Consider the following 25,628-nt stretch of genomic DNA (forward strand, 5'->3'; position numbering starts at 1 on the left):
TTTTTGTTTTATATTTAAGGATAAATTAGATTTATGAAAATAATAATAAGACTAACTTTTTTTATCATTTGTTTGATAAGTTTTGGACAGAATAAGAATCCTGTAGGAGAGTTTGAAAATAATCAGTTCAAAATTAAATTTAATGATGATAATACATTCAATTATGCAAGTAAGTATTTTCAAGATCCGATTGGGAATAATCTTCAAGATAAATATATTGAATCTGGAAAATGGATTTTAAGAGGAGATACAATTATACTAAATCAAGATTTAACTGAAAGAAGTTATGGACATTATGATTTAATAGAAGATGAGATTGGCGAAAAAGGAAAAGTGTATTTTAGATTTAATCTTATCAAAACAAAATATAATGAAAATGATGAAATTTTATCTATTGATACATTACAAATAGAAAAGTTAGATTTAGCAATTAATAATAATGATAAAAAGAATAGATTAAGAATTTCTAATTATCCAACAACGAGATGTGCTTTTGCTGGATATATACCTAAAGAGTTAATTACAGATAAACGAGTTTTTGAATTTGAGAAAAAAGATAATTTAATACATAAGATTTATATTGGAAGTTATGAATTAAAGAAAACGGAAGAATTTATAATCAAAAATCCTAATTCAAATAGTTTTGTTTTAAATGTTTATCAAAATATTTATGAGAATGCAATGATAAGAAATAAAAAATATTTGATGTTAAATAAAAATACGATTCTAATCGAACAGAAACCAAATGGTAAATATAAAAAGGATGGTATGTATTTCGAATATTATCAGATAAAGAGAAATAAATAGAAAAGCATCAATTAAAATTGATGCTTTTCTATTTATAAAATGAAATATATCTTACTTATCAAACCCATTCGGAAATTCAGCTTTCACAAGCTCTATTTTCGCTTCTACAGCTTTTTGTAAATCTTCTTGATATTTGATTAATCTTTCTTGCAAAGTTGGATTAGTTGCTCCTAAAATACGTGCAGCCAAAATTCCTGCATTCTTCGCCGCATTCACAGCAACCGTCGCAACCGGAATTCCATTTGGCATTTGCAAGATAGATAAAATCGAATCCCAACCATCAATAGAATTTGACGATTTAATTGGAACACCAACCACAGGAAGTGGCGTAATAGACGCAACCATTCCTGGTAAATGTGCAGCGCCACCAGCTCCAGCGATAATAACATTTATTCCACGTTCGTGTGCTGTTTTCGCATAATCAAACATACGTTGTGGCGTACGATGCGCCGAAACAATTGTCAATTCGAAAGGGATATTTAATTCTGTTAATAGATCAGCAGCTTGTTTCATGATAGGCAAATCGCTATCACTTCCCATTATAATTCCTACCATAGTTGTTACTTTTTTGCTACGACTTTCACCGTTGCATTAACTTGTTTTATGTTTTGTTTTAATTGTTCTAAATCATCGTTCACCAATGTAACGTGTCCCATTTTTCGACCTGGTTTTGTGATAGTTTTTGCGTACCAATGCAGAAATGTTCCTGGAATCGTCAATAATTCTTCAATATTTTCGATTTCGGCTTGTCCAGTTTGTCCTTCAGTACCAATCAAATTGACCATTGCAGAAGTTGTAAACAATTTTGTAGAACCAAGAGGTAATTGCATTAAGGTTCTTAACATTTGATCGAATTGTGATGAATAAGCTGCTTCAATTGTTGAATGTCCAGAATTGTGAACACGAGAAGCTGTTTCGTTTACCCAAATCGATTGATCTTTGTTCAAGAATAATTCGACTGCGAAAACTCCTGGAGATTTCAATGCTTTTACAACATCACGCGCAATTTGTTCAGCTCGATCAGTGATTTCTTTCGGAAGTGTAGAAGGCATCAATAAATAATCTAACAAATTATATTCTTCGTTGATGACAAATTCTACGGTAGGATAAGTGACAATATTTCCTAAATGATCAGCAACCGTAACAACCGCAATTTCACGATCCAAATCGGCTGGCGTTTCGAAAATTGAAGGAGCTTGAAGCATTTTGTCTAAATCAGCTTCAGATTTTAGGAATTGAACACCTTTTCCATCATAACCATCTTTTCGAGATTTTTGGAAAATTGGATAATTAACGTCTTGTTTTGATTTCAAATCTTCCCAATTATCTAATCCAAAATAAGGCGCAGTTGGAATATTATTATTGACATAAAATTCTTTTTGAATTCCTTTGTCTTGAATAATAGCTAACGCTTCAGGATCTGGAACAACACGCTTTCCAATTGATTTTAGATAACGTAACGCTTCAACATTTACGTGCTCAATTTCAATTCCGATCGCATCTAAATCTTTTCCAAATGCAACAACCGTTTCATAATCTTTGAAATCGCCTTGTACAAAATGATGTGCATGTGGTGCGCAAGGTGCATCAGCAGCTGGATCTAAAATACTAATCTCGCAAGGATATTGCAATGCATTTTGCAAAAACATATACCCCAATTGTCCTCCTCCTAAAATTCCGATTTTTATCATATTGCGAAGTTAATGAATAATATAATTTCTATTTTTACGAGAATTAAAAAAGTATTGACGAGATGTTAACAAAATGGAGTAGAATTTTATTTTTTGTATTTGCTGGAATTTATTTAACGAGCAAGAGTTTTTATCAATATTTTGTATTCGATATGTTGGTGCAATATTCTATATATGCGCTGATTATTGCTTTTTTCTTGTGTTTGATTTACAATTATTCGATTCGAAAAGAAGAAAAGAAAAATATTTTATGGTTGATTCCTTTGGTTGCGATTCCAATTATTACGTACAAAAACTTAGGAAATTTCTATTTTGGAGAAAATGCAAAAGGAGAAAAATCTAATTTTAAAATTACGTCAATCAATATTTTTTCTCAGAATGAAGAATTTCAACATCTAAAAGATTATTTGGCTAAAGATAAAAGTGATGTAATTGTTTTACAAGAGTTAACGCCTGCTTGGCAAAAACATGTCGAATTTGTTCGAAAAGAATATCCATATTATAAAGAAGAAGTAAGAAGTAACAATTTTGGAATTGCGATTTATTCTAAAATTCCATTCTCTAAAGTGTCTACAAAAAATTATATTGATGAGATGCATCCGTCTATTTTAGCGGAAATTCTTGTAGACGCTAAACCATTAAGCATTTTGGCAACGCATCCTGTTCCGCCTTTACCAAATCAGGCTCGTTTTGAAAGACGAAATAAACAATACGAATTGATGAAGCAGGAAATTGATGCTTTATCGAATGAAAATATCATTTTAGTTGGAGATTTGAATTCTACGGTTTATTCACCGAATTTCAAATTGGTGCAATCAGATAAAATGAAAGATGCTCGTTCTGGTTTTGGATTGAATAATTCTTGGAATGCTTTCATCCCAATTTTCCGCACAAATATTGACCAATGTTGGGTTTCAAAGAACATAAAAGTTACCAATTTTTATCGTGGAGATGATATAAAATCGGATCATTTTCCGATTGTTGCAGAACTTAAGATAGAATAAGAACAAAAAATCTGTAGACAAGTGTCTACAGATTTTTTTTATGAAAATAAACTTTGAATAAATGTTTGTAAATCAGCTTCTTTTTCTAAACCAATTTTCTGTTTTAAACGATATTTTGCCATACGTACCGTTTTTGTTTCTACTTTCATCACATTTGCTATTTGTACATTATCCATATTTAGATACAAATATGCAGCATATTTCATGTCTTGATTAGTTAATTTACTTTTCGAAACTTCGCTTAGTTTATTGAAAAAGTTAGGATGAACTTCTTTTATAATATTTTGTATTTCATTAAAATCATCATCCATTAGACGCTCGTCTTTCAAGATTCGATCAAGATTTAAGGCTTCTTTGTCTTTTATTTTTTCTTTCAGTTCATTCAAGAAAGAATTCTTCTGTTTTAATTGCAAAGAAGTTGCTAAAGCTTGCTTGTTCAATTGTTCTTGTTGTAAAGCTAGTAACTCTTGTTCGGCTTTAATACGAGCCTTTTCTTGTTTTTCAAGTTCTAAATTTAGTTCAGCTTCGTATCGTTCGGCTTCTAGTAAATCTGTTTTCTGTTTGTTTGATTTTAGCTTATAATACAACATATACATTAAGAAAATCACACCAGCAATCGCAAGCAAAATAATACCTATATAAAGAAATTTCTGTTTAGAATATATTTGATTCTTTTCTTCTAATTGTTTTATTTGCTGATTTTTTTGCTCAGTATTATAAAAAATTTCTAAAGACTTAGTATTGTTATCAAATTGTTCTTGATCATTTTGCTGAATAAATTCTTTTACTTTTCGTTCGTATTCTAAGGCTTTATCTAATTGATCTAGATGTTCATATGTGATTGATAAATTATTAAGAATGATGATTTTATGAGCAGGAAAAATTTTGTTATCATTCATTGCTAATTCTTCTGCTTTTAGAAAGTAGTTTTTTGCAGTTTCAAATTCCTCTCTTTTAAAATAACTGTCTCCAATATTTATGTAAATTAAAGCAACTATATCACTACAATTTGGAGAGTTTTTACCAATGTTCAAGGCTTGCATCGAGTATTTTAAACTCTCTTCATGAGGATATTCTTTAGAAGTTTTAATTATACTACTACTTTTATTAAGATAATGTACAACCAAACAACGATTTCTTACACTTTCCTCCTTTATTAATAATGCATATTTGTAAGCGTTATTATAGCTGGTAACAGAAGAATCTAGAAACTTTTTGTTATTAGTATCTTCAAATTGTTTCTGATAATAGTATCCTAGATTATTAAATGTAAAATTAATTTGAAGATTATTTTTTCCTAATAAAGCATGCTTGTTTGCATTAATAACGTCAGATCTAAATCCAGATTCTAATGATTTACGTAGTTTATTACTAAACCTAAGGAAATACATTTGAGTAAGTATAAAATTTTCATTTTTATGTTTACTCATTTCATTAATACTTTTATTAATGGATTTTAAAAATAATTCTTGTTGATTAATTTTATCATAATATTGCGCATAACCATATTCAACAAAGGCAATATCCACCTTATTTTTGTTTTTCCTAGCTAATGCTTTAGCTTTTTCTAAAGCCTCAATACTTTCAACTTCTTTTTTTATACTTCTATAATAATCTGCAAGCAATACATAACCTATAATCTTATTATGTATATCATCGCTTTTTAATAAATTATTATCAATAATTGATTTTGCATTTTCATAATCTTTGCTATACAAATACGTGTAAACCAATTGTTGATCTTTGTTAAAATCACTTTGTGCCTTGGTATATTGAGTAAGTAATACAAGGAATAATATCCATATCTTTCTCTTCATTTTTTCTAAATGATCAACTTTTTATTATAATTCTAAAGATTGAATAAATTTTTGCAAATCAACATCTTTTGATAAACCAATCTTCTGTTTCAAACGATATTTTGTCATACGAACGGTCTTGTTTTCAACTTTCAATAAGTTAGAAATTTGTTGATTATCCATATTTAAATAGATGTAAGCTGCATAATTTAAATCTTGAGCAGAGAGTTTGTTTTTAGATATTTCATTCATTTTCTTGAAAAAATTAGGATGAATATCTTGTACAATGGTTTGTAATCCATTGAAATTATTATCAGTAAGACGTTCGTCTTTTAAAACTTTATTGATATTGAAATTTTGATCATCTTTTATTTTTTCTTTTAATTCACTGATGAAAGAATTTTTATGATTCAATTGCAATGATGTTGCTAATGCTTTCTTTTGTAATTGTTCTTGTTGTATATCAAGTAATTTTCGTTCAGCTGTTAAACGGGCTTTTTCTTCCAATTCTAACTTTAAGGTTAAAGCTGTTTCTTGTTTTTCAGCTTCTAATAAATTGGTTTTTTGTTTGTTTAATTTTTGTTTGTAAATGAACATATAAACCATTAGTACAATTCCAATTATTGAAATACCAATAAGAGATAAATACAAAATGCGTTGTTTTGAAAAGATTTGATTCTTTTCTTTTAGTTGTTTAATTTCTTCATTTTTGAGCTCAAAATTATAAAAAGCTTCTAGTACATTACGTTTATTTTCATAGGCTTTTTCATAGGCTTTTTGTGTATAAATTAATGATTCTTTATTGAATTTTAGAGCTTTTGTAGGTTCATTGTTTTTTTCATAAAAATTTGAAATTAGTTTTACAATTGTATTAATTGTACTGATGTCTCTTAAATTACGTACAGATTTGACAATTTCATAAGCTTTCAAATAATATTCTTCAGCTTGTTTATTGTTTCCAGTATTTTCACTGATTTCAGCATATGTTGAATAACAAGTAGATTTTAAATCAGGATTATTAATTTTACTTGAATAATCTAAAGCTATTTTAACATATTTTTCGGCTAAATTATACCGCTCATTTTTGTTTAAATTTTTATAAGGATAGGTGTTTATTAAAGAAGCTAAATTATTATACGTAATAGAAGCGGCTTTAATAGGAACTATATCAATATTATTTTCATTAATGTAACTTAAATTTATTTCAGCATTCTGAAAAATTCTCTCTAAATCTTTAGGGTTATTACTTTTCTGATATTTATGATAATACATTAATGTAGTTGCTGAATAAGCAGATAATAATTCTAAAAGAGATTTACTTTTTCTTGCATAAAAAAGAGCTTTAGTGATATAATTATTATATTCTTCAGAAAAAACGCCTGTTCTAGAATGAGTCATAGACATCAAAAGATAGATCTTTGATCGTAATATGTTTTCGTTAGGATAATTTGTAAGTGATTTTAAAGCATTATTCGAATAATAGATTGTTTTATCATACATACTATTCAATAAATACAATTTTGCAAAAGCATAAGATGTATATGAGTCATCTAACTTATCAACTGTTTTATCAGCTATTTCTTTAGCTAAATTAGCATATTTTAAAGCATTGTCGTAATCATCTTTATTTGCATAAAGATTAACAAAGTTTATATAAATAATTACTTTATTTAGTTGATTATCATTATTTCGTTTTAGTAAAACATTTAATTCTTCTTCAGCATCATTAAATTTTCCATCAATAGTGTTTTTTTCAATGTTATTAATGTTTTTTTGAATATCATTTTGAGCAAAAACGGGAAAAATTCCAATGAAAAGGATAAAAAAGGATAAAAAAGGTTTTAAAATTTGCAGTTTATGATTCATAAATTTGCAGTTTTGGTTTTAGGTAAAGAGTTTAAAATTAATGAGTAAAGATACAATAAAATAGTTTGTAGACAATTCGTAGACGCTTTTTTTTTGTCTGTAGACATTATGAGGCGTCGATTTTTTTGTGAAAACTAATTTCTACTGTTTCTTTGCTTCAGATTTAATAACCAATAAATCTAATTCATACCAACTAGACCAGTTGATTTTTATTAAAAGTCAATCAATCTATCTTCTATTACTAAACCCAAAAAAACCTTCGGCATACCAACCAGAAGGTTTTTTTATGCCCGAAAGTTTCTAAAGATAATCAAAAATGAAGAAATTTTTAAATTTCAAAAAAAAGATTACCTTTGAAATTCAATCGAAAGGGGTGCTTCTTTACAAGAGGCTGAGATTATACCCAAAGAACCTGGGCAGGTAATGCTGCTAAGGGAACTGGTAATTCACCAAATTACATTCGCGCGTAAATTATAAAAGTGTAAGATGGCTCCTTTCATAATATTTTTTAAAATTAATTATGAAAAGGTCGATTTTTTTATTGTCATTATTTGGTGCATCTATTCTTTATGCACAAGAAAAAGATTCTATTCAAAAAGAAGAAATTCAATTAGGAGAAGTTTCAATTGTCGAAAAACTTCCGATTACAGTTGAAAAGGTAACTGATAAAATGTTACAAAAAAAGAATTTGGGGCAAGATGTTCCAACTTTGTTAAATTCTGCTACATCTGTTTCTATAACTTCCGATACAGGAACGGGAATTGGTTATTCGTCTATCAAAATTCGTGGACTTAATGAACAATCTATCAACGTTACATTAAATGGAATTCCGCTTAATAATCCTGAATCTCAAGGTGTTTTTTGGGTGAATATGCCAGATTTGGCTTCGTCAACAAGTTCTATGATGATTCAGAGAGGAGTTGGAACTTCATCAAATGGAATGGCTTCTTTTGGAGCAAGTGTTAACATCGAATCTCAAAATCCGTCTACTGTTCCTTTTGCAGAAGCAAATGTTTCTTTCGGAAATTATAAAACGCAAAAATATACAGTTCAGGCTGGTACGGGAAAAATACTAAATAATAAATTGAGTATTGATGGACGTTTTTCTAAGATAAATTCGGATGGATATGTAGACAGATCTTGGTCAGATTTAATCTCTTATGATTTTACAGCTCTATATGAATTGAATGAAAAAACAAAGTTTAGATTTCAGAACATGTTTGGAAAAGAACAAACGTATCAAGCATGGAGTGGTGTAGATGCTAAAACTTTAAAAAATGATAGAACATATAATTTTGAAGGAGAGATTTTAGACGAAAATGGAAAGGTTGAAGGTTTTTATAAAAATCACACTGATAATTATCGTCAAAATCATTATTTTCTTTCGTGGTTACAAGATTTTGAGAATAATTGGAAATCAAATTTAACAGTTCATTACACAAAAGGTAAAGGTTATTACGAGAGCTATAAAAATAATCGCGGTTTGAAACGCTATAAATTGGATTATTTAACTTCAGATAAAAGAAATTTAATCAATCGAGAATATCTTGATAATGATTTTTATGGTTTTAATGTTGAAGTTGAAAATCAAAAATTAAACGATTTTAAAGTATTTTTCGGATTATCTGCAAACGAATATGATGGTGATCATTATGGAAATGTCTTATGGGTAAAAGGCACAGATTTTAAAGATAAGGATTTCAAATATTACAACAATCGTTCTGTGAAAAAACAATTGGCTGCATATGCGAAAGTGTTGTATCAATTGAATAAGTTTGAATTGTTTGGTGATTTGCAATATCGTTATGTTGATTATGATGCTAAATATTTGCCAAATGGAGAAAATGATGACGAAGATTTTAGACCATTTTCGGATAAATTCAATTTTGTGAATCCAAAAGCTGGGATAAATTTTAAAATTAATTCTTCAAATATGATGTATGCTTCTTATGGAATTTCGCATCGTGAGCCACTTCGTGTAGATTATGAGAATAATGGCAAGCGTCCGACGGCTGAATTTTTACAAGATTATGAATTGGGTTATAAAAAGTCAGGACAGTTATCATTGAGCGCAAATGTATATTATATGGCGTACAAAAATCAATTGGTCCCAACTGGGAAATTGAATGATGTAGGAACGCCGATTCGCGAAAATTCAGGAAAAAGTTATAGACGAGGAGTCGAATTTGATGCAAACTATAAGATTATTCCGAATCGTTTGAATGTTTTTGGAAATATTACGTTTAGCGAAAACAAACATGATAATTACAAAGAGGAAGTTTGGAATGTTGACGGAAGTTCTTCTGTGAAAGAGTACGGAAAGACAAAAATTGCGCTTTCGCCAGATGTGATTTCTGCTTTCGGTTTTGAAGCTGTTCCTTTCAAAAATGTATTGATTAATTTGACGAATAAATATGTTGGTGAACAATATTTATCAAATACAGAACCAGCAGATGGAAAATTAGATAGTTATTTGGTTTCGGATCTTTTGATTCGATATTCGCCGAAAGTAAAAGGAATTAAAAACCTTGAATTTTCGTTTTTGATTAATAATTTATTTGATGTTAAATACGAATCGAATGGCTATTATTACGAAGGTGGATATTATTTCCCTCAAGCCGGAATTAATGTTTTGGGCGGAGTTGGAATTCGTTTATAAAAAGTTAAAAGCTCGAGATACTTCTCGAGCTTTTTTATTCTTCAATATAATCAAGAGGAATATGCCAAATTTCATTTTTATTTTTTTCTCGAAAGAAATCTAAATGTCCAATTTCATCCAATCCATATTCTTTTGGAATGATATTTAAACGTTTTTTCTTCGCATTTTTCAAAACTAATTGCGCAAATAAATCTACAGATTTTGGCGTTGCCATAAAATCATCATCCAAACTAATGATTAAAATAGGTTTTGTAATTTCATCATACAAATTTTGTGTTTCATCAGCGTAACCTAAAATAGAAGTTTCATTCAGAATTAACTTTCGCCAATCTTTCGCAATTCCGATTGGAATTGGTTCACCCATTCCAACTTTTTGTGAAGGAAAAAATCCATAAAAAGCAGATAAAATAGGAATTGCAATACGAAAAAAGAAATTCACTTTTGGTTTATCTTTTTGATGAAAATTTTTGATATAACCATATTGAGAACCAATCGTTACAATTTTATCATAAACTTTGTAAACGCGTGTCAAACCAATCATAATTCCACCAATGCTATGACCAATTAAAAATTTTTCGTGATTGGGATAAAATTCTTCGATATATTGTGTCAAACCTAAAAAATCTTTGTCTGCCCAATCTGTAAAATGCGCTTCAAAATCTTTTAATTTTTTTGGTTTAGAGTCGCCAATCCCGCGATAATCATACGTGAAAACCAAATATCCCTTATTAGCTAAATACGTTGCATATTTAGCATAAAAAGTTTGTTTAACACCAATTGCAGACGAAATGACAATGATTTTTTTGGTTGCGTTGTTTTCGCCAAAAGAGGTTACGGCAATTGGATATTTGTCGGAAGTTTCTAGTATGAATTTTTTCATTCTTTTTATTTGATAAGATAAAAATATACCTTTACAAGGTAAATCAATCTTATGAAAAAAATTATTTTAATTCTATTAATCTTATTCTCTTCAAAAATTTTTTCTCAACAATTAAAACCTGATAATGTGATTGGTTTTTGGAAATTACAAGAATCTGGTTTTTATGAAAATGGCAAAAAAGTATCTAAAGAATTTGATGATTGTCGATTAATGAGAAATTATACAATTTGGGATAATGGATATGCTATTTATAATTATGTAGAAGGAAGTAATGGCAGTTGTTTTCCTAGTGAGCCTCGATTAACATTGTGGCGAATTGTTGATAATAGAATTCAATTTTACATTGATGATTATATTTTTGAAGATAGAATTGTGAAAATTAATCAAGATAAAACGATAACTTTTGAAACATATATTGATAAAAAAATTGTAGATTCAGATAAAGAATTCGAGAAAATAGCAAACACAATCAGTTATGATATTTTACGTAAACAATAAATAAAGAAAATAAGTTTTCAGGTTTATTTTTTATATTCACTTTACCTCATTCAAAATCTTTATTTTTACCAGATAATTATTGAACCGAATGAAAAATATATTCAGCCTATTTTTAGTATCAATTTTATTTCTTTCAATTTTTTCGTGCAAAGAAGACGATTCATTGGCAATATCGCAAGATCAATTATTGCGATCTGGAAAATGGCAATTGAAAGAAATTAGAGAAACGAAAGGAAATATAACGACAACAGACAAACTATTGGCTTGTGAACGTCAATCTATATTAGATTTTTCGGATGTTAAGAATTATAATTCTAACATGTATAAAACTGAAAAAGGAAATTGTGTACAAGAACAAACGACAGGAACTTATGTGTATAATACGTCTAAAACAAAACGTTTGTTGACAATGGAAACTAAAGATACAACGTACAATTATTATGTGAAGCAGTTAGATCCAAAATATTTGGTTTTGCAAGATACGTTGAGCAAAGTTGATACGATAAAGCTTCGTTTGCAAGTTTTTGAAATTGTAAAATAATAAAGAAAAATACCTTCCATTTTGGAAGGTATTTTTTTATTCGAACATTTTTCGAGTAATAAAATCTTTATCTAAACTCCAAGCGCGTGCGGGAGAATATTCACGTCCATAATAAATGATTTGAATATGTAATTTGTTCCACAACTCTTTTGGAAATATTTTTTTTGCATCTTTTTCTGTTTCTTCAACATTTTTTCCTTTTGTCAATTTCCATAACTTCATCAAACGATGAATATGTGTGTCGACAGGAAAAGCTGGATGACCAAACCATTGCGACATCACAACCGAAGCAGTTTTATGTCCAACGCCAGGTAATTCTTCTAATTCTTCAAAACCTTCGGGAACTTCTCCATCGTATTTTTCGATTAAAATTTCGGATAATCGTTTGATGTTTTTGGCTTTTGTGTTTGATAAACCAATCTCACGGATATAATATTTTATTTCATCTACTTCTAATAACGACATTGCTTTTGCATTAGAAGCTTTCGCAAATAATTCGGGTGTTACTTGATTCACTTTTTTATCTGTTGTTTGGGCAGATAATAAAACGGCGATCAATAATGTAAAAGCATCTTGATGGTCTAATGGAATTGGTGGAACTGGATATAATTTTTCCAATTCATCAATCACAAATTGGATACGTTCTTTCTTTAACATCATAAGTTCTGAGACTTTTTGTGTAAAAATAGAAAATCAAATTTATTTAAAAACTAAGAATCAATTTTAACACTTTTGTTCATAAATTTATCGAAGATTTTTAGATATAACAAAAGTGTTAAAAAATATATTTATTGTTCTTTTCTCATTCTTCTTTTTTTGTTTTTCGAAAGGACAAGATTCTTTGCAAAAGTCATTAGAAAAACGATTAGTAGAATTTTCAAATCAACGTAAAGAGGATTCGATAAAAAGAATTGAATTAGAGAATAAATTTGCAGGAATACAAATAACTTCTAAAGAAAAGGAATCACTATTAAAAGAGTTGAAATTCCTAAAAAGTAGGGATTCTATTGTTACAAAACGATATAAAGACAAAATAGATTCTTTAAGATTAATTAATAAGGGAGTTCCAGTTGTACCTTTTCACGATACGTTGTTTATTGTATATAGAGGGGTTGGAGGTTTTACGATGAAAGAACGCGCTCGTTCTATTGAAGAAAAAATTAGAGAATTAGCAAAATCGTATGATTTTAACAAAGACTCAATAAAAGTATCAAGTGATGAAAATCAATATTTAATCTATTCTGATGAAGATATAATAGCAAGTGTTGGTTTGCAAGATGCTTTATGGGAGAATACTTCTTTAGATAAATTATCTGATAAGTATGCTGATCTAATAGCGGATTCTATAGAAAAACACCGTTCAGATGTTAGTTTACCAACTTTAGCAAAAGGAACTTTATATGCAATATTGTTAATTTCTGTTGTAAGTTTTTTAATTTTTTTGATAAATAAAGGTACATATTGGCTAAAATTAAAACTATTTAGAAATAAAAGAAATATTTTATCTCCATTTACTAAAAAGAAGTTTAAATTCTTTAACGAAAATAAACAAATAGAGTACTTGTGGTTTTTAGTAGGAATAATCCGCTGGCTTATAATTTTGATTTTAATATATTTAGCAATTCCTATTTTATTCAATTTTTTTCCTTCTACTCAAGGTTATTCAGCTGTTTTTCTAGAAAATCTGCTTACACCGCTTAAAAAAATAGCAAGAGCAGTCATTGATTATTTACCAAATCTATTAACAATCACAATTATTATTATAATATTTAGATTGATTTTTAAATTTTTAGATTTCATTTCTGAAGAATTGGATTCTGGTAGATTGACAATTAATGGATTTTATAAAGAATGGACAAAACCAACCTATCAAATATTTAAAGTACTTCTTTTGATATTTATAATGATCGTTATTTTTCCATACTTACCAGGAGCTAAATCTCCTATTTTTCAAGGTGTATCTGTGTTTGTTGGTATTTTAGTGACATTTGGTTCGGCTGGTGCATTAGGAAATATCATGTCGGGTTTGATGTTAACATATACTCGTGCTTTTTCTAATGGAGATTATGTCAAGATTGGTGACGTTACAGGAGAAATCATAGAAAGAAATTTATTAGTAACGAGAATACGTACCATTAAAAATGAGATAGTTTCTGTCCCAAACTCTACAGTGATGAATAGTCATACAACAAATTATAGTACAGATTCTTCGAATAAAGGTTTAATTATTTATACAGAATTCGCATTAGGTTATAATATTCCAATTGAAAAAGTTCATGAAGTCGCTAAAAAGGCAGCGTTAAAAATACCTGAAATTAAGAAAGATCCAGCCCCTTTCGTGTTTCAATTACGTTTAGATGATTTTTATATCACTTATCAAATAAATGCGTTTATTACAAATGCACATAATCAAGATGTCATTTATTCTAATCTAAGAAAAGCTTTAGTTTTAGAACTAAACGAAGCAGGAATTGAAGTATTATCGCCACATTTTATGGCTTATCGAGATGGAACAGAACCTCAATTTATCAAAAAAGATATATAAAACAGGAATAAATAAAGAAGAATTTTTAAGCGACTTATTTTGGCGTTGTATAGCATTACATTTGTAGTATAAATAAAAGATTAATTAGTTAAATCAGTTATGATTCAAGATTTAATCATTATTTTTACGAGAAGTTCTAAAGATAAATCAAGATGTTAAAAATAGGAGATAAAGTTCCAGATTTTAAAGGAATTGATCAAGATGGAAACGAAGTTTCGTACCAAGATTTTGCAGGAAAAAAATTAGTCGTTTTCTTTTATCCAAAAGCAAGTACACCAGGTTGTACAGCCGAAGCATGTGATTTGCGCGATAACGAAAATGCGTTGAAAGCTCAAGGTTATCATTTGGTTGGAGTAAGTGCAGATTCTGTGAAAAGACAAAAGAATTTTGCAGAGAAAAATAATTTACCTTTTCCTTTGCTTGCAGATGAAAATCACGAAATTTTGAATGCTTTTGGGGTTTGGGGACCAAAGAAATTTATGGGACGCGAATTTGATGGAATTCATCGTACAACTTTCATCATTGATGAAAAAGGAGTGATTACAGATGTAATCGAAAAAGTGAAAACAAAAGAACACGCAAAACAAATTTTAGAAAAATAAAAAATAATATAATGAGCGATTTAGACAATAAAAAGAAAGCGTTACAGCTAATCTTAGATAAGATGGACAAAGCTTACGGGAAAGGAACTGTAATGCGTATGGGAGATTCGGCTGTTGATGATAAAATAGAAGTAATTCCTTCTGGATCTTTGGGATTAGATTTAGCGTTAGGGGTAGGAGGTTATCCTCGCGGACGTGTTATCGAAATCTACGGACCAGAATCTTCTGGTAAAACAACATTGACATTACATGCTATTGCTGAAGCTCAAAAAGCTGGTGGTATCGCTGCTTTTATTGATGCAGAACATGCTTTTGACCGTTATTATGCGGCGAAATTAGGTGTTGATGTAGAAAACTTAATTATTTCTCAACCAGATAATGGTGAGCAAGCGTTAGAAATTGCAGATAACTTAATTCGTTCGGGAGCGATAGATATTATCGTAATTGACTCTGTTGCGGCTCTTACACCAAAAGCGGAGATTGAAGGTGAAATGGGAGATTCTCGTATGGGATTACAAGCGCGTTTGATGTCGCAAGCTTTACGTAAATTGACAGGTACAATCAATAAAACGAAATGTACAGCGATTTTCATTAACCAATTACGTGAAAAAATTGGGGTAATGTTCGGTAATCCAGAAACAACAACTGGTGGTAATGCCTTAAAATTCTACGCATCTGTACGTTTGGATATCCGTCGTTCTACTCAAATCAAAAATGGAGATGAGGTAATCGGAAATCACTCGAAAGTAAAAGTGGTTAAAAATAAAGTTGCACCTCCATTCCGTCAAGCAGAATTTGATATTATGTACGGTGAAGGAATTTCTAAAGTTGGAGAAATTTTGGATATGGGTGTTGAGAAAGGAATTGTAAACAAATCTGGTTCTTGGTATTCATACAACGATAGCAAATTAGGGCAAGGTCGCGATGCTGTAAAAGAAGTATTGAAAGATAATCCTGAATTGGCAGAAGAAATTGAAGCTAAAATTGTCGCATTAATCAAAGGTGAGCCAGTAGATGGAAAACCTTCTGTTGATAATCCAGCTGACGAAGCAGAATTATTTGCTGAAGATTAATTCGAAAGAATTTTTATATAATGATTTTTAAGCTCTGAGGAAACTCAGAGCTTTTTTGTTATCTTTAAAATTCACTAATATTTATGTATGAGAAAAATATTTTTATTTGGTTGTATTTTATGCTTTTTTAATTCTTGTTACTCACCAAAATATGCATTAACAGATGTATTATTAAATCTAGATAAGAAATTAGTTCATCTTGACAAAACCTTTTTATTGGTTAAAAATAATTTTCCATTTAATGCTGTAAAATTTAATGAAAAGGTTGATAATGATTTCAAATCTCTTTTTGGTTCTCAATTATATCTTCAACAAAATTTTATAGATTTTGATGTAAATGATTTTAAATATCAATTGACGGAAGATGAATTAATTTTAATAAAAGAACAGACAAATAAAGATTATTTATTACTGTTGAAAACATTATTAAAGCCTGCTTATAAAAATGGTAAAAAAGATAATTCAATGAATAATAATCAGGTGAAAAGAGAGTATCATATTATTCTTGAAGCTTATGATTTACAAAATTTAGAAAAGATTTATGCGAAAGAATCAGGATCAATTTTAGAGTTTAAACATGAAGGAGTTTCGGCTTCTACTACTTCAGATGTTCAATTGGAAAAGACTTTTCAGCTTTTATTTAATGATTTTAAAAATTTTATCAATAAATAATGAGGTTATTAAAATAAAAAACCACTTCTGCAGAAGTGGTTTTTTATGTTGAATTTATTTCAACATCGCATATTGTTTATGATGAGAATCTGAAACGAGTTCAGATTGACATACTAGAATTTACTCCAAAATATATTTCAATTTGTAGCCAAACATTCCACGGTCTTTGATCATATCTGCAACACCTTCTGGACATTCGTTTTCCCAATCTTGTTCGGCATTGGCAATTTTTTCTAAAATTCGGCGCGAATAAGAATCTAAATAACCTCTGTTGTAATTCAAAATATCTTGAATTCTTCCGTTATACAAGAAATATTTGTACAATTCGTGCACACTATCACTTACTTGTAGATTTTTCGACGTCAACAAAATATCTTTTTCTTTGTCTAAATATGGATACAGATAAACTTTTACATTTTTCTTGAATAATTTTCCGAAAGCTTCCATAATTCCGCCAGGTAAATCGGCATAATATTGCTCATTGAAAATTTCGACCAAATTATTAACACCCATTGCTAAACCAACTTTGGTTTGATTTCGAGTGAATTTTGAGAAATAATCAACCAATTTATAATATTCAGAAAAATTAGAAATGATAACATTGTAACCTAAACTACCAATAATATCAGCGCGATCTAAGAAATCACGTTCATTCAATTCGCCTTCAAAACCAGAAGCAATCAAGTTAGAAAGCGTAATCTCGAATAAAATTTCGGTATTATCTGTTCGAACATCATCTTCTTGTTTGAAAATTTCTAAACCACCTTTGAACATATCCATATTTACATTCATAAAAGGACGGAAAGAGCCACGAACAGCGAAGATATTTTTCTTGTATAATAAATCGGCAGGTAAAATATTTTTTCCTTGTGGATTGAAAACCGCAACATCAGTCATTCCATTTTTAACCAATTGAAGCGACATCAAACGATTATCAACATATTTGAATTGTGGACCACGAAAGTTAATCATGTCAATTTCTAACTGATCTTTATCCAATGTATCGTACAAAGATTTGATTAATTTTCGAGGATTATCGTAGTAATAATAAGCACCGTAAATCAAATTAACACCCAAAACACCTAAAGTTTCTTGTTGCAATTGAGCCGTATTTTCTTTGAATTTTACGTGAAAAATAATCTCGTTTGCTTTTTCTTCTTCTGCATTCAATTTGAAACGTAAACCAATCCAACCTTGACCTTCATTTTTCTTCGAATAATCAATTGTTGTCACTGTATTTGCGTACGTAAAAAATGCTTTTTCTTTGTAGTGATCGTGTATTAGACGCTCTTTCATCAATTCCATCTCATGATCCAGCATCTTTTTAAGGCGAGCTTGTGTCACATAGCGACGATTTTCTTCTACACCATATATCGAATCGGACATTTCTTTGTCATAAGCACTCATCGCTTTTGCAACAGTACCCGAAGCAGCACCTGCGCGATAAAAAAAACGAACGGTCTCTTGACCTGCTCCAATTTCTGCAAAAGAACCGTATATTTTCGGATTCAAATTTATCTCTAAAGCTTTTTGTTTAGGAGTAAGAACTTGTTCTAATGCCATATTTTAATTTCAAATAGTTTGTGGTAAATTTACCAAATCATTATGGCTAAATCAAATATAAAAATACATTTTTTAGGAACTGGGACTTCACAAGGAATTCCGATTATTGGTAGCGATCATCCAGTATGTTTGTCAACAAATCAAAAAGATAAACGTTTGCGTTCTTCTTTGTTGTTAGAAAAAGATGGAAAGGTTGTTACGATAGATAGTGGACCAGATTTTAGACAACAAATGTTGCGTTATAATGCGCAAAGGTTAGATGGAATCCTGTATACACACGAGCATAATGATCATGTTTTAGGATTGGATGATATTCGACCATTGGTTTTCAAATCGGGAGAAGATATGAATGTCTATGGTTTGAAGAGAGTGTTGGATGAATTACATAATCGATTTCCATATATGTTTGCTGAACATAAATATCCTGGAGTGCCAACGGTGATTGAGAATGTTATAGAAGAAGATAAATTTTCGGTTGCTGGATTTACGATTGAACCAATAAAAATTTTGCATGGACCTTTGCCTATTTTGGGCTATTTAATTGATGATAAAATTGCTTATTTAACGGATGTAAAAACGATTCCAACAGAATCTCTAGAAAAATTACGAGGAGTTGAAGTTTTAATCATTAGTGCGTTGCGAGTAGAACAAGAACATTTTTCGCATATATTATTAGATGAAGCAATACGGTACTCGGATTTGATAGGTGCGAAACAGACTTATTTTACACATATTTCGCATCATTTGGGATTTCATGATGAAGTAGAGGAAAAATTACCAAAAGGTAAACATTTGGCTTACGATACGTTAGAAATAATTCTGTAAAAAGTTTAAAAAATAGTTGGAAAAATAAATAAACTAACATTATATTTGCAGTCCATAAAGGCTCGGATGGCGGAATTGGTAGACGCGCACGACTCAAACTCGTGTTCCTTTGGAGTGTGGGTTCGATTCCCACTCCGAGTACTGAAAAACCTCAACTTCAATTAGTTGAGGTTTTTTTTATTCATTTTTGACAACCGATTGACAACCATTTGTAAAAAAGATTAGTTTTTGAAAAATATATAGTATTTATACATCAAGTTCCTTTAAATACAATTGCGTAATATTGTAAAATAATATTTTGTAATGGGATTAATTGCCACAACTATCGAAGAACAAATTCAAAAATTACTAGATAGAGGGATGATAATTGAAGATGTTGACAAGGCTAAAGAAATCTTGTTAGATATAGGATACTATCGTCTAGGTTTTTATTGGCATCATTTTGAAATAGACGGAGATCATAATTTTCAAGAAAATTTAAATTTTATGGATGTTGTTGATCTATACTATTTAGATGTTGATTTAAAATATATTTTATCTAAAGCTATATTAAGAATTGAAGTAAATTTTAGAACCAAATTATTATATCATGGATCTATTAATTATAAAAATAATAATAGCTGGTATATAAACAAAAAATATATAAATAGTGATATTTTAAGTAATCTAACAAAAATTTATAGCAAGCTAAAAGATAGGAAAACACTCACACATCATCATACTAAATACAAATGTAAACATGCTCCAGCATGGAAAGTTTTCGAATTTTTGACATTTGGTCAAATAATGAAGATATATAATAACATAATTGAAGAAGATTTAAAAAATGAAATTGCAAATCAATATAAAATTAAAGATTATGTTTTATTAGAAAACTATTTCATTTCTATAATTAACATTAGAAATATATGTTTTCATCATAGTATTTTATATGATTACAATCAACCTATTGGTATTAATAAAATTAGAAGTAAAAAATATAAGTTCATAACAAGAAATGCTACTAATCTAAACGCATCTATTAAATTAATACTATTTATTCTTAGTAGAATTTCAGAAGATCGAGCAGCAGAGTTAGAGCTAGAAATTAGAACAAAAATTGATAATTCAAGGAATAATAAATTATTAAACGAAATAATAAATACTCATATTTGTTTTGATTTATAAAATATAATATATAATTTTGTACTATAATTATTAAAACAAGTGCCCCTCTTACAAATATTTGCTAATGACGAGCACTCTAAAATAAGAATAGAAGAACCCAATATTTTTTTAATATTGGGTTCGTTTTTTTATTTAATACTCACTTCTAATAATTACTCAAACTATAATTCTTAATTATACTTATGGACTTGGAAAATTACGGGATTGTTTCACGTGCGTATGTAATGATTAACGAAAAATCTTTACCCCTTTTTTATGGACTGAAAAAATTCAGGAAATTCATTTCTTGTGCGCGTGTGTAATGACAACGGAAAAATCTTTCTTTTTTTAAGGACGGACAAAACTCTGGATATTTTCCTCGCGCGTGCGCGTACTGTTTTACCTTATTCCTCGCGCGTGCGCGTATTGGTCAGCCATTTCCTTTTTGTTATATAATTCAACGGTCAAATCCGTTTAAAAAGGTTCTTTTTTATGGACTCCGAGAACTTCAAAATACTTTCCCTTTTTTTAGGACGAAAGAAGTATGTAACCAGTAGTTACATCATCAGGATCGCATAAATCCGACATTAGGATAATTTCTTTTTTTTATGGGCCCCGAGAACTACTAAAATAATTGTTATTTACCTTTTAAGAATTTCGTCTATTCGTTCTATTATAGAATTGTTTATCTCAAACACTTCTTTACATATATTTGATTTTATTTCTGGAAAGAAATCTTCAATAACAATTAACATCATTTCGTTTGTTTTCTCATAACATTGAAGTAATACTAATGATTTTTGTTTTCTGTTTGTTTGGTTTATTCTAATTGATCCATAGTATAGATTATCTTTTTCAGTTTTGAATAGATTCACAAATCTGTCATTACTAAACTTTGTTAGATTATTAAGAGTTAATCTTTTAATATTGGGTTTATGAATTGAACCCAGTTCCTTAAAATATTTTTCATTAGGAAATGAAAGAGCAAAAAATCTATTATCTTTTTCTTTAAAATCTTCATTTTGGAGTTTAATGTTATATATATCAAAAAAATCATTCTTTGAATCAGTATTAAAAGTATATGCGCTTACATTAATCTTGTATTTGTTTAAGTATAAAAATTCGTTCATCTATATGTTTTTTCTTTATTAAAATTGATAATTCTATTATGTGAATTTGACTATAAATTTACGCAAAATATAAGTTGTAACTCGTTTTTATCTTCTTTGTTTTTAGTCTATTAATGGTATATCGGTTAATAATTTTGAGATGTTAATTTTAAAATCAATTAATGGATATAAGTAATGGAAGATTAGGATACACCCTTGAGCTAAATAACGCTCCTTTTTTAAATGCACTTAGAGAATCAAATCGAGCTATTTCAGAATTTAACCTCAACCTTAGAAATAATTTCAATCAGTCGACCGTATCAGTAAATAATCTTGCTATTGGTGTAGGTGCGTTTCTTTCTGTTGATGCTGCAAAGAATTTTATTAATCAAATGGTAAAAATTAGAAGTGAATTCGAGCAAACAGAAATCTCTTTTAATACAATGCTGCAATCTCAAGAAAAAGGAAATGCCTTGATGCAAGAAATGATTGAGCTTGCGAAAAATACTCCTTTACAATTTAGCGAGGTTTCAAAAGGAGCAAAACAACTTTTAGCTTACCAAGTAGAAGCGGAAAAGTTAACTGGAACACTTTCGATGTTAGGCGACATTTCGAGTGGCCTTGATGTTCCGTTGTCGCGTTTGATTTTAGTTTACGGACAAGTAAAGGCTAAAGGTAAATTAATGGGTGATGATTTGCGTCAATTTACTGAGGCTGGCGTTCCGATGATTGCAATGATTGCAAAAAATATGGGAGTTGCTCAATCTGCTGTTGCTGAAATGGTTTCAGAGGGAAAAGTTGGATTTAAAGATGTCGAGAAAGTTCTTAAAGATTTAACGGATCAAGGAGGATTATTTTATAACATGATGGAAAATAAATCCAAAACTATATCTGGTCAAATTGCTAAACTTCAAGATGAGATCGAACAAATGTTTAACAAAATCGGAACTGATTCGCAAGAATTTATAACAGATGTTATAAGTGGTGCATCTTACGTTGTTGAACATTATCAAGAAATAGGAAAGGTTTTAGGTATTTTAATTGCTACCTATGGAGTATACAAGGCTGCCTTGATTGCTACAATCGCATTGCAAAGAGCGCAAGTTATTCTTGGAAATGTACAGGCGTTTTTGCAATTAGCAACTTCTATTCGAAGCGCGAAAGATGCTCAATTACTTTTCAATATGGCTGTATCTGCAAATCCTTATGCAATTGCGGCTGCAGCTCTTGCGGGGTTAATTGCAGTATTGTATAATTTGAATTCTGAACTTAGTCACGCTGAAAAGATGCAAAACAATATTAGTGAGGCAACCGAAAACGCTACTAAGTCGGTAAAATCTGAACAAGATGAATTGAATCGATTAATTGCAATTGCTAAAGATGAAAATCTTTCAAAAGAGGCACGTTTAAGAGCTATCAAAAAAATAAACGAAATATCTCCTCAGTATTTAGGTAATCTAAATTTAGAAAACATTAATACTCAGTTAGCTGTTAAGGCGGTTGATGCATATTCAACTGCATTATTGAAGAATGCAAAGGCTAAGGCTTTCCAGGCGAAATATGATGAGATTGTAAACAAGAGAATTGAGGCAAGTTCAAAAGGAGCTGACCAATATATAAACGGCGTTAACTCTTTTTTCATGCGTATAGCTGGCACTGATAAAGAGTTAAAACAACTTAAGAATTATTCTGATGTTTTAGATTATGTTACAAGAAAAGAAGGCGAATCTTTAAAGACAAAAGAGGCTATAACAAATAGAGCTAAAGAAATATACAATATTGTAGGTTTAGATAAAAAACATCTTGAAGTATCTCAATACGACGCTCAATTAATAGATTTAGAAAAGGAATTAATCAAAAGTCAGGCAGATATTGAAAAGGTTGTAACTGAGATTGATCAAACTGTTTCTGGTGATAAGAAAAAAACAAAATCTAAAAAAGAAGTAGATCCGTTTGAAGTCTACAAAAAACAAATCGAATCTGTAAAAGAAGATTATGAGCGTTTTGTTAACTACATGAATTCAGATGATTTGGTTCTAAAAAACTCTGGAAAAATTCAATACGAAACACTTTCTAAAAGTGGAGCTACTTACGAGGAATTTTTAAGAAGGCTGCAAAAACAATTAGTAAACACTTCTAACAAATCGGTTCTACAAGTAAAACAATTGCAGTTTATCAATGATGAGTTATTCAAAACGATTGGCTTCAACGCATTTGACAAATTCAAAGAAGGGATTGAAGATTCAATTACTGAATCTGAAAATCTTTTAGAAGTTCTCGGTAAAATTCAAGAAGAAAAATTAAAACTTCAAGGAAAAACAGACCAAATCAGCGTCGATAAATTAAAGTTTCTTGACGAGAAGGAAATAGAGAATATCAAAAAGACTGATGATGCAGCAAAAGATTTAATCAAGACCTTAACGGACGAATACACGCCTTTAGATGCAATCAATAAAAAATTTGATGAACAATTATTCTTACTTAAGAACAAGATATTTAACGCGAACGATGAGGTGGACAGATTGTTAAATGAATCAAATTCTTTAGATAATTCATTACCAGAGAACGCAGATAAAAAAAATCAAATCGAAGAAAAAATCCTTCAAATTCGTAAACAAATCTTAGTTACTCAAAACGCTATTGAACAAAGTGAAAAGAACCGAGAAAAGGAGTTGAAAAATACACCTACAAATAATACTGATTATAATCTTTTACTTAAAAACTATCAAGATTTCAATGCACAAAAAAAGACAATAGAAGATGAGTTTGAAACTAATTTGAAAACGATTAGAAATGCAAGGTTATTACTTCAAAATGACAATGAATTAAAATTGAACCAAAGTAAACTAGATGAATTACTTAAACAAAACGAATACACAGAGAATGAAATCGTAAGACAGAAAAAGAAATCTTTATCAAAAATTGCATTAGAGCAAATGAAAAGTTCAGAGTCTTACATGAAATTAATGACTAAGGACTTAGATAAAATGACCGTTGAATCTCTTGAAAAAATCATAGAAGATTTAGAGGGCATGTTGAACAATCCAGACTTAGGAATGGAACTGAGTCCAGAAGATTTTAAAGTTATTATCGACCAAATTAGAAGTATTAAAGATGAGGTAAACAAGGCTAAACCATGGAAAGGTATTTCGGAAGGTTGGGACAAGTTATTTAATAGTGAAGATTCCGAAGATAAACTTGAAGGAGTAGGAATGTTGATTGATGGAATGAATACTTACTTTGATGCATTGAAACAAACCATTGATATGGCTGACGAGGCAATCGAGGCTTTCGGAGGTAATATAGATGATTCTGTAAAAGAAACTATTCAACATGTACAAAACATTGTAAATGGTGTAGGTAATGCAATTCAAGGTTATTTTTCTGGTAATTATGCGCAAATGGTTGCGGGTATAGTACAGGTTGTTGTTGAGGTAGCCAAAATCCTTGGAGGTTCTAAAGATAAACGTTTAGAAAAGAGAATCAAGAAACAACAAGAGGCTGTTAAAGAATTAAAAAGAGCCTATGACGAATTAAGTTTTTCTATCGAACGAGCATTAGGAGGGAAAGAGTATTCTATGCAAAAAGACCAGATTAAAAACCTACAAGAGCAAAAAGTTTTAATGGAGCAAATGATCCAGAATGAAGAAAAGAAAAAGAAAACTGATAGAAATAAAATCAATGAATGGAAAGACGCGATTTCAAGTATCGATAGACAAATCATAGAAACACAAGAGAATATTGCAAATGATATTTTACAAACATCTGCAAAAGAATTAGCATCAACTTTGGGCGACGCGTTAGCCGAGGCATTCGGTAAGGGAGAAGATGCAGCAAAATCTTTCGAAAAGGTTGCGAACGATGTTCTTAAAAACGCAGTCTTAAATCAACTTAAAAAGAGATTTATTGAGGAAGAACTTAAAAAGGCATTAGATCAACTTGAAAAAGATATGGGAGTTGATGAGAAAGGTTGGAACGGATTATCTCCAGAGGAACAGCAAGATTTTAGAGATAGGATAAAAGAGATTTCTCAAAACTTTCAAGGAACATTAGAACAATACTCTGATTTATTCAAAGATTTAGTAGATCCGAACGAAAACTCACTATCAGGAGCAATAAAAGGAGTTTCAGAAGAAACGGCATCATTGATAGCTGGGCAAGTTAATGCGATGAGGTTACTTATTGTTGAGGCGAATAAATCCCGAATTGAATCAAACAAAATTTTACTTCAAAGTTTAGATAGATTGGCGAATATTGATGCTAACACTCGAACAATAGACACATTACTAAACAGAATATTAAACAAATTTGATAATGCAGGACGAGCATACGGTTTTTAATGTCTTTTTAT

Annotated in this window: 20 protein-coding genes and 1 tRNA gene; 13 read left to right on the plus strand and 8 right to left on the minus strand. The window is 29.7% G+C overall.

Features of this window, described 5'->3' with window-relative positions; translation table 11 throughout:
• The first annotated feature begins 33 nt into the window (after positions 1 to 33).
• Complete coding sequence (locus tag B4A23_RS06790) at positions 34 to 807, plus strand: hypothetical protein (RefSeq protein ID WP_291118335.1); 774 nt, start codon at positions 34 to 36, stop codon at positions 805 to 807.
• A gap of 51 nt (positions 808 to 858) precedes the next feature.
• On the opposite strand, the gene purE is transcribed toward B4A23_RS06790, so the two are convergent.
• Positions 859 to 1,362 (minus strand): 5-(carboxyamino)imidazole ribonucleotide mutase, encoded by a 504-nt coding sequence (gene purE / locus B4A23_RS06795; RefSeq protein ID WP_291118337.1) that lies wholly within the window; start codon positions 1,360 to 1,362, stop codon positions 859 to 861.
• 5 nt (positions 1,363 to 1,367) lie between these two features.
• The gene (locus B4A23_RS06800; RefSeq protein WP_291118339.1) at positions 1,368 to 2,498 is read right to left on the minus strand and encodes a 5-(carboxyamino)imidazole ribonucleotide synthase; all 1,131 of its coding nucleotides are present in this window, start codon (positions 2,496 to 2,498) and stop codon (positions 1,368 to 1,370) included.
• Between the two features lie 62 nt (positions 2,499 to 2,560).
• On the opposite strand from B4A23_RS06800, the gene B4A23_RS06805 reads away from it, so the two are divergent.
• The gene (locus tag B4A23_RS06805; protein ID WP_291118340.1) at positions 2,561 to 3,502 is read left to right on the plus strand and encodes an endonuclease/exonuclease/phosphatase family protein; all 942 of its coding nucleotides are present in this window, start codon (positions 2,561 to 2,563) and stop codon (positions 3,500 to 3,502) included.
• 38 nt (positions 3,503 to 3,540) lie between these two features.
• Here B4A23_RS06805 and B4A23_RS06810 read toward each other — a convergent pair whose 3' ends face one another.
• Together B4A23_RS06810 and B4A23_RS06815 are read right to left on the minus strand one after the other, a co-directional pair.
• Complete coding sequence (locus B4A23_RS06810; protein WP_291118343.1) at positions 3,541 to 5,319, minus strand: tetratricopeptide repeat protein; 1,779 nt, start codon at positions 5,317 to 5,319, stop codon at positions 3,541 to 3,543.
• Positions 5,320 to 5,343: 24 nt separating this feature from the next.
• Positions 5,344 to 7,164 carry a hypothetical protein gene (locus B4A23_RS06815; RefSeq protein ID WP_291118345.1) on the minus strand — a complete coding sequence of 607 codons (1,821 nt, stop codon included), beginning with the start codon at positions 7,162 to 7,164 and terminating at the stop codon, positions 5,344 to 5,346.
• Positions 7,165 to 7,684: 520 nt separating this feature from the next.
• On the opposite strand from B4A23_RS06815, the gene B4A23_RS06820 reads away from it, so the two are divergent.
• Entirely contained in the window at positions 7,685 to 9,823 is a 2,139-nt protein-coding gene (locus B4A23_RS06820; protein WP_291118347.1) for a TonB-dependent receptor, read from the plus strand.
• A 34-nt stretch (positions 9,824 to 9,857) separates the two neighbouring features.
• Here the strand turns inward: B4A23_RS06820 and B4A23_RS06825 are convergent, their stop codons facing one another.
• Positions 9,858 to 10,703 carry an alpha/beta fold hydrolase gene (locus tag B4A23_RS06825; protein ID WP_291118349.1) on the minus strand — a complete coding sequence of 282 codons (846 nt, stop codon included), beginning with the start codon at positions 10,701 to 10,703 and terminating at the stop codon, positions 9,858 to 9,860.
• 51 nt (positions 10,704 to 10,754) lie between these two features.
• Here B4A23_RS06825 and B4A23_RS06830 point away from each other — a divergent pair, with 51 nt between their 5' ends.
• Both B4A23_RS06830 and B4A23_RS06835 read left to right on the plus strand, forming a co-directional pair.
• Complete coding sequence (locus tag B4A23_RS06830) at positions 10,755 to 11,201, plus strand: lipocalin family protein (RefSeq protein ID WP_291118351.1); 447 nt, start codon at positions 10,755 to 10,757, stop codon at positions 11,199 to 11,201.
• 88 nt (positions 11,202 to 11,289) lie between these two features.
• On the plus strand, positions 11,290 to 11,742 hold the full coding sequence (locus B4A23_RS06835; protein ID WP_180905427.1) for a lipocalin family protein: 453 nt from the start codon (positions 11,290 to 11,292) through the stop codon (positions 11,740 to 11,742).
• A 36-nt stretch (positions 11,743 to 11,778) separates the two neighbouring features.
• On the opposite strand, the gene nth is transcribed toward B4A23_RS06835, so the two are convergent.
• Complete coding sequence (gene nth, locus B4A23_RS06840) at positions 11,779 to 12,399, minus strand: endonuclease III (protein ID WP_180906877.1); 621 nt, start codon at positions 12,397 to 12,399, stop codon at positions 11,779 to 11,781.
• Positions 12,400 to 12,514: 115 nt separating this feature from the next.
• On the opposite strand from nth, the gene B4A23_RS06845 reads away from it, so the two are divergent.
• The 4 genes from B4A23_RS06845 (at position 12,515) to B4A23_RS06860 (ending at position 16,634) form a co-directional block, all read left to right on the plus strand.
• Positions 12,515 to 14,287, plus strand: a complete 1,773-nt coding sequence (locus B4A23_RS06845) for a mechanosensitive ion channel family protein (protein WP_291118353.1) — start codon at positions 12,515 to 12,517, stop codon at positions 14,285 to 14,287.
• A gap of 146 nt (positions 14,288 to 14,433) precedes the next feature.
• Positions 14,434 to 14,889, plus strand: coding sequence for a thioredoxin-dependent thiol peroxidase (gene bcp, locus B4A23_RS06850; RefSeq protein WP_115002189.1), 456 nt, complete (start codon positions 14,434 to 14,436; stop codon positions 14,887 to 14,889).
• An 11-nt stretch (positions 14,890 to 14,900) separates the two neighbouring features.
• Positions 14,901 to 15,962, plus strand: coding sequence for a recombinase RecA (gene recA, locus B4A23_RS06855; RefSeq protein WP_038333157.1), 1,062 nt, complete (start codon positions 14,901 to 14,903; stop codon positions 15,960 to 15,962).
• An 87-nt stretch (positions 15,963 to 16,049) separates the two neighbouring features.
• Positions 16,050 to 16,634: a hypothetical protein gene (locus tag B4A23_RS06860; RefSeq protein WP_291118355.1), complete on the plus strand. Its 585-nt coding sequence runs from the start codon at positions 16,050 to 16,052 to the stop codon at positions 16,632 to 16,634.
• A 120-nt stretch (positions 16,635 to 16,754) separates the two neighbouring features.
• Here the strand turns inward: B4A23_RS06860 and B4A23_RS06865 are convergent, their stop codons facing one another.
• Positions 16,755 to 18,197 carry a TonB-dependent receptor gene (locus tag B4A23_RS06865; RefSeq protein WP_280046177.1) on the minus strand — a complete coding sequence of 481 codons (1,443 nt, stop codon included), beginning with the start codon at positions 18,195 to 18,197 and terminating at the stop codon, positions 16,755 to 16,757.
• 42 nt (positions 18,198 to 18,239) lie between these two features.
• Between B4A23_RS06865 and B4A23_RS06870 the strand changes: the two genes are divergently transcribed.
• The 3 genes from B4A23_RS06870 (at position 18,240) to B4A23_RS06880 (ending at position 20,189) form a co-directional block, all read left to right on the plus strand.
• On the plus strand, positions 18,240 to 19,022 hold the full coding sequence (locus B4A23_RS06870) for an MBL fold metallo-hydrolase (protein WP_286501713.1): 783 nt from the start codon (positions 18,240 to 18,242) through the stop codon (positions 19,020 to 19,022).
• A 60-nt stretch (positions 19,023 to 19,082) separates the two neighbouring features.
• A tRNA-Leu gene (locus B4A23_RS06875) sits at positions 19,083 to 19,163 on the plus strand.
• A gap of 162 nt (positions 19,164 to 19,325) precedes the next feature.
• Positions 19,326 to 20,189 carry an Abi family protein gene (locus tag B4A23_RS06880; RefSeq protein ID WP_291118360.1) on the plus strand — a complete coding sequence of 288 codons (864 nt, stop codon included), beginning with the start codon at positions 19,326 to 19,328 and terminating at the stop codon, positions 20,187 to 20,189.
• A 620-nt stretch (positions 20,190 to 20,809) separates the two neighbouring features.
• On the opposite strand, the gene B4A23_RS06885 is transcribed toward B4A23_RS06880, so the two are convergent.
• Positions 20,810 to 21,298: a hypothetical protein gene (locus tag B4A23_RS06885; protein WP_291118362.1), complete on the minus strand. Its 489-nt coding sequence runs from the start codon at positions 21,296 to 21,298 to the stop codon at positions 20,810 to 20,812.
• Between the two features lie 161 nt (positions 21,299 to 21,459).
• Between B4A23_RS06885 and B4A23_RS06890 the strand changes: the two genes are divergently transcribed.
• Positions 21,460 to 25,617, plus strand: coding sequence for a tape measure protein (locus B4A23_RS06890; protein ID WP_291118364.1), 4,158 nt, complete (start codon positions 21,460 to 21,462; stop codon positions 25,615 to 25,617).
• The last annotated feature ends 11 nt before the right edge of the window (positions 25,618 to 25,628 follow it).

The organism is Empedobacter sp. UBA7248, from assembly GCF_002472945.1.
In the GTDB taxonomy this organism is placed as follows: Bacteria; Bacteroidota; Bacteroidia; order Flavobacteriales; family Weeksellaceae; genus Empedobacter; species Empedobacter falsenii_C.